Source organism: Kitasatospora sp. NPDC059462 (assembly GCF_042749955.1).
Lineage (GTDB): Bacteria > Actinomycetota > Actinomycetes > Streptomycetales > Streptomycetaceae > Kitasatospora.
This window is the reverse complement of the sequence record NZ_JBHYUU010000256.1, coordinates 1-5,105: the sequence shown is the minus strand read 5'-3', so window position 1 is coordinate 5,105 and position 5,105 is coordinate 1. Positions and strand designations below refer to the sequence as shown.

Annotated in this window: 3 protein-coding genes and 1 pseudogene; 2 read left to right on the top strand and 2 right to left on the bottom strand. The window is 76.1% G+C overall.

What is annotated here, in order from left to right:
- Positions 1–126: 126 nt before the first annotated feature.
- On the bottom strand, positions 127–1,512 hold the full coding sequence (locus ACFXAM_RS35730) for a cellulose binding domain-containing protein (RefSeq protein WP_380297743.1): 1,386 nt from the start codon (positions 1,510–1,512) through the stop codon (positions 127–129).
- 432 nt (positions 1,513–1,944) lie between these two features.
- On the opposite strand from ACFXAM_RS35730, the gene ACFXAM_RS35725 reads away from it, so the two are divergent.
- Positions 1,945–2,775 carry a hypothetical protein gene (locus tag ACFXAM_RS35725; RefSeq protein ID WP_380297741.1) on the top strand — a complete coding sequence of 277 codons (831 nt, stop codon included), beginning with the start codon at positions 1,945–1,947 and terminating at the stop codon, positions 2,773–2,775.
- A gap of 10 nt (positions 2,776–2,785) precedes the next feature.
- Here the strand turns inward: ACFXAM_RS35725 and ACFXAM_RS35720 are convergent.
- Positions 2,786–4,035 (bottom strand): annotated as a pseudogene (locus ACFXAM_RS35720) (Cmx/CmrA family chloramphenicol efflux MFS transporter).
- 470 nt (positions 4,036–4,505) lie between these two features.
- On the opposite strand from ACFXAM_RS35720, the gene ACFXAM_RS35715 reads away from it, so the two are divergent.
- Positions 4,506–5,093 (top strand): lytic polysaccharide monooxygenase, encoded by a 588-nt coding sequence (locus ACFXAM_RS35715; protein WP_380297739.1) that lies wholly within the window; start codon positions 4,506–4,508, stop codon positions 5,091–5,093.
- Positions 5,094–5,105: the final 12 nt, after the last annotated feature.

Below are 5,105 nucleotides of genomic sequence, written 5' to 3'. Positions count from 1 at the left end.
CCGCCGCCCTGTCGGCCCTCGACCACGCCCCCACCCGGGTCGCGGGGGGGGCCGGGCGCGCCCGGCGGGCCCCCCCGGGGGGCGGGCCCCGGGGCCCGGCCAGGCCGGGTACGGACGGGGTCCGGGTCAGGGCGCGGGGACGGTGTCGGTGAAGGACGTCCCGGCGGCCCGGTAGGCGGTCACGGCGGCGCCGACCTGGGCGGGCGTCAGCACCCGGTCCTTGACGTGCAGCACGTAGTCCACCTGCTCCTCGTAGCTGCGCTCCTCGGTGCCGGTCTGCCCGGCGAGGTCGGTGAGCCACTGGTTGAAGGCGATCACCATCGGCCGCTCCGGGAGGTAGCGGGCGTCGTGGCGGGAGAACTCGACCCCGTCGACGTAGTAGACGATGGCGCTGTCGTCGATCGTCAGGACCAGGTCGTGCCAGCCGGCGAACGAGCTGCGGGAGGTCGTGTACTGGTTGACGGAGCCGTCCGGGCCGTACGTCTCCCACGAGGTGGTGAAGAAGATGTTCGAGGTCTCGCCCCAGCCGCCGTTGGGGAGGTACTCGAAGTCGTACTCGGAGTAGTCGTCGGCGTTCGGGGCCTTGAGGTCGTTGATGGCGAAGAAGCTCTGCACCAGGTGGTCGCCGTCGGGGCCGCTCACGGGGGCGTCGGAGAAGCGGACCCGGGCGGCGTAGGTGCCGTTGCGGAACTTCATGGCCTGGCTGTGGAACTCGCTGTGCCGGGTGGATTCGGGGGTCCCGGCGGTCGAGGTCCGCAGGGTCATCACCGAGTTGCCGGCCTCCTTGGCGAAGGTGACGTTCCCGGCCTCCCAGGTGGCCCCGGCGACGCCCGGCCCGCCGCCGCCCGAGCGCGCGTTCCAGCCGTGGGCGGCGAGCGAGGGGTCGTCGTGACCGGTGTAGTCGAGGTCGTCGAACATCACCTCGCCGCCCGGGACGGTCGGCCGGGTGGGGGCGGTGCCCCAGACCTGGACGCCGGCGAGACTGGCGGTGACCTTGGTCCAGTTCGCGTAGCCGCTCTGCGCGGCGCCGAAGGAGTAGTCGTCGCCCTGGTTCATCGACTGCCAGTCGGTGCGGTGCACGCGCAGCTGGAGGTCGCCGCTGTCGGCCCCCGGGGCCAGCGTGCCGGCGCCCGCGGTGAAGCCGATCTCCAGGTAGCGGTCGGCGGCGGCGCCGGACTCGTTGATGGTGCCGATGGTGCCGGTGACGTTGGCGCAGCCCCGCACGGCCCAGTCGCAGGCGAAGCGGTACGCGGCCAGGGGCGCGTCGGACCTGAAGTAGTAGCGCAGCTTGACCTGGTCCAGGGCGACCGGCGCCGATCCGGTGTTGACGACCTTGAGCCACGGCGAGGCCTGCGAGCTGCCGCTGCCGCCGTTGCGGTACTGCACGGCGAGCGGCTCGCCCGCGGCGGCCGCCGGCAGGGCGCCGAGCACTGCGGCGCCGAGCCCGGCGGCGACGGCGGCGGCGAACGCCGCGCGCAGGCGGGGGCGCCGGCGGCTGGTTCGGACGGTCATGGGGTTCCTCTCCTGGAGTGGGGGACGTTGCGCGGCACCGGCGGAGGGGAGCCCGGGTCCACCTCGGGGACGGTCGTGGGGGAGGAGGTGGCGGGCCGCGCGATCAGAAAGTGGCATGGACCAATTTGGCCGGTCAACCCCGGAGCGGGGTGATCGGCCGGAACGCGGACGTCCGCCGCCGGGAGTGGCTGATAGTGCCTGCTCGCAGGCCTGCCCGGCGCCACGGCGCGGGCCCGGCCGGGGGGCCGGGCCCGGCACCCCGCGGTCCGCCCATCATGCCCATGCCGAAAGGAGTTTGAGGCCGTGAAGGGTGGGGAACTGGAGTTCGTCAGTGCGTCGGGCGGGCCGCCCCGTCCGTCCCGTCCACGTCCCCGTTCACCCCCCGCCCCCCGCCGCCCACCGGCCGGGGGCCGCTCAGAAGGGCCCGCACCGTTGAGCTTCCCGTCGCACCGGCAGCCCCCCGCCCCGGACGGCGCCGGCCCGTCCGCCGGCCGGGTCGATCCCGCCCTCGCCGACCGCCTCACCGACGCGGTGCTGCTCGCCGGCCTGCCGGTCGCCTTCGGTGACCAGGGTCCCGGCGTGCGCATCCGCCCCGCACGCCCCGTGGACGACCGCGACCTGTGCGCGGGCGTCGCGGCCCTCGACTGGCTCCCCTCCCCACGGCTGGCCGACGCCGCCGCCGCGGCGGAACCGGGACAGGGGGCCGGGTCGGCCCGGGAGCTGGTCGAGACGGCCATGATCAACGCGCTCGCCGAGTTCCTGCCGGCCCTCGGGCTGGAGACCGTCCGGGACCGCAGCGGCCGCGAGCTGAGGGTGGAGGGCCCGGTCACCGCCGGTGGCGGCCTGCTGGTGCCGCCCGGTGTCCTCGCCCCCCGCCCGCTCGGCCACACCCCGGACGAACTCGGCCTCCCGGCGGGCCTGGTGGCCACCGTGCGGCGCAGCGCGGCCCTCGCGGGCCTGCCGATCGCCCCCCGTCTCGGCGCCACCGGCATCACCCTCGACCGCTGCGCACCGACCGGCGGCGGGGACGACCGGGACCGGGCTGCGGACCTCGGCTGGAACCCGTCCCGCCGCCTCGCCGACCTCGCCGACAGCGACGCGCCCGAGGCCGCCCGGGCCGCCACCGCCCGTACGGCGGTCGACGGGGCGATGCGCCACGCCCTCGGCATGGCGCTGCGCGCCTGCGGTGCGGAACTGCGCTGGCTGCACGCCCATCAACTGCTGCGCGTCTACGGCGAGCCGGCCCCGGCCGTCCGCCGCTGACGGCGCCCGCTCACCCGGGCACCCCGGTGCGGCCGTCGCCCCTGTCCCGGCGGTCGCTCCGGCCGCGCCGCTCGCTCCGGCCGAGCTTCTCGCTCCGGCCGCGTCCCTCGCCCCGGAGCACCGGGTGCAGGGGCGCGGCGAGCAGCAGCGTGCAGAGGACCAGCAGGCCGCTGAGCCAGAACGGCCCGAGGTCCCCGGCCGCCGTGCCCAGCGCGCCCGCGCCGCCGAGCGGGCCGGCCGCGGCGCCGACGTTGAGGGCGGCGGTCGCCCCGGCGCCGGCCAGTGTCGGAGCCGCGGCGGCCTCGTACAGGACGCGGGTGATCAGCGTGCTGCCCACCGCGAACGACAGCGCGCCCAGGGCGAAGACCAGGGCGAGCAGCGCGGCGGGCCGGTGGGCCAGCACGGCCAGGGCGGGCCACCCGATCAGCAGGAGCGCGCCGCCGGCCGCGAGCACCGAACCGGGGCGCCGGTCGGACAGCCGCCCCGCCACGGTGACGCCGGTGAACGAACCGGCGCCGAACAGCACCAGGGCGACCGGCACCCATGACCCGTCCAGCCCGGCGGTGCCGGTCACCACGGGCGCGAGGTAGGTGAAACCGGCGAAGGTGGCGGCGTTGACCAGCGCGGCGAGCAGCATGACCGCCATCGGCCGGGGTTTGCCCAGCTCGGCGAACTCCGCCCGCACGGACGGGCGTTCGGCGGCGTCCTGCGCCGTGCGGCCGGCCGGGACCCCGGTGAGGACGCCGAGGGCGGCGGGCAGGCAGAGCGCGGCGACGGCGAGGAAGACGGCCCGCCAGCCGAGCGCCGCGCCCAGCGCCGCGCCGGCGGGGACACCGGCGACCGTCGCCACGGTGGTGCCCGACAGCAGGACGGCGAGCGCGCGCCCCTTCCGGTCGGCGGGCACCAGTGCGGCGGCGGTGGTCAGCGCGACGGCGAGGAACCCCGCGTTGGCGAGCGCCGCGACCACCCGGGTCGCGAGCAGGACCGGGAGGTTCGGCGCGGGGCCCCCGCGGCGTGCGCCGCCGTGAACAGGAGCAGGGACCCGAGCAGGGCCCGGCGCCCGGGCAGGGCGCGGGCGAGCACCGCCGTCAGCGGTGCGCCGACGACCATGCCGATCGCGTAGGCCGAGGTGAGCGTGCCGGCGGCGCCGACCGTGACCCCGAGCTCCGGGGCGATGGCGGGCAGGAGGCCGGCGAGCATGAACTCCGAGGTGCCCATGGCGAAGACCGCCAGGGCGAGCAGGTACAGCGGAAGGGGCATCGAGTGGCTCCGGGGTGAGGAGAGGCGCGGGAAGGGCGACTCGTCACCGCGGTCAGCACCCAGGAGCGCACCGATCCGGCCGCGCGGCACGGACGGCGGCGCGGCGGGGGTGCGGGCTCGGGCTTGTTCCGGGGGTTCAGGGGGCTGACGGCGTGTGACCGAAAGCCCCCACCTCGTCCGACTCGGGACTCGACATGGACGGCACGCTACCGGACCGGCCCCCGGGCCGCACGCCGGTTCCACTCTCCGCCCGGTCGTCTCGTGGGGGAGCGCCGGCCGGGTGGCGCCGTTGCGGTGACCGCCGGTTGACCGAACGTCAACTGGTCCAGACCATTGACGGTGGGCGCCGCGCTCCCTACGGTATGGGCATTCACCTGGCGCAGGCATGCCAAGATCCACGCGGTTGGCGCACCCCCACGCGCTCCGCTCCTGCGCCGGGCGCACTCTCCATCCCCCCACGGAGGAGCATCATGCGCAAACGCCACATCGTCGGCGCGGCCCTGGCCGCGGTCGCCGTCCCGCTCGCGATGGCCGTCCCGGCCAACTCGCACGGGTTCATCAACCTCCCGCCGAGCCGTTCGGCCCTGTGCGGCGCGGGTGTCGTCAAGAACTGCGGCGACATCCAGTGGGAGCCGCAGAGCGTCGAGGGCCCGAAGGGCTTCCCGAGCCGCGGTCCCGCCGACGGCACCATCTGCGCGGGCGCCGACGCCCGCTGGGCGCCGCTGGACAACCCGCGCAACGGGGCCTGGCCGACCACCAAGGTGACGGGCGGCGCCCAGCAGACCTTCACCTGGGAGATCGAGGCCCGGCACTCGACCACCAACTTCCGCTACTTCCTGACCAAGCAGGGCTACGACCCGACCCAGAAGATCACCCGGGCCAGCCTGGACCTGACGCCGTTCCTGACGGTGCCCTACAACGGCCGCCAGCCCGCCGCCACGACCACCCACACCGCGACCCTCCCCACCGGTCGCACCGGGCACCACGTGGTCGTCGCGGTCTGGGACGTCGCGGACACCGCGAACGCGTTCTACTCCTGCACCGACGTGCTCTTCTGATCCGCGCGCGAC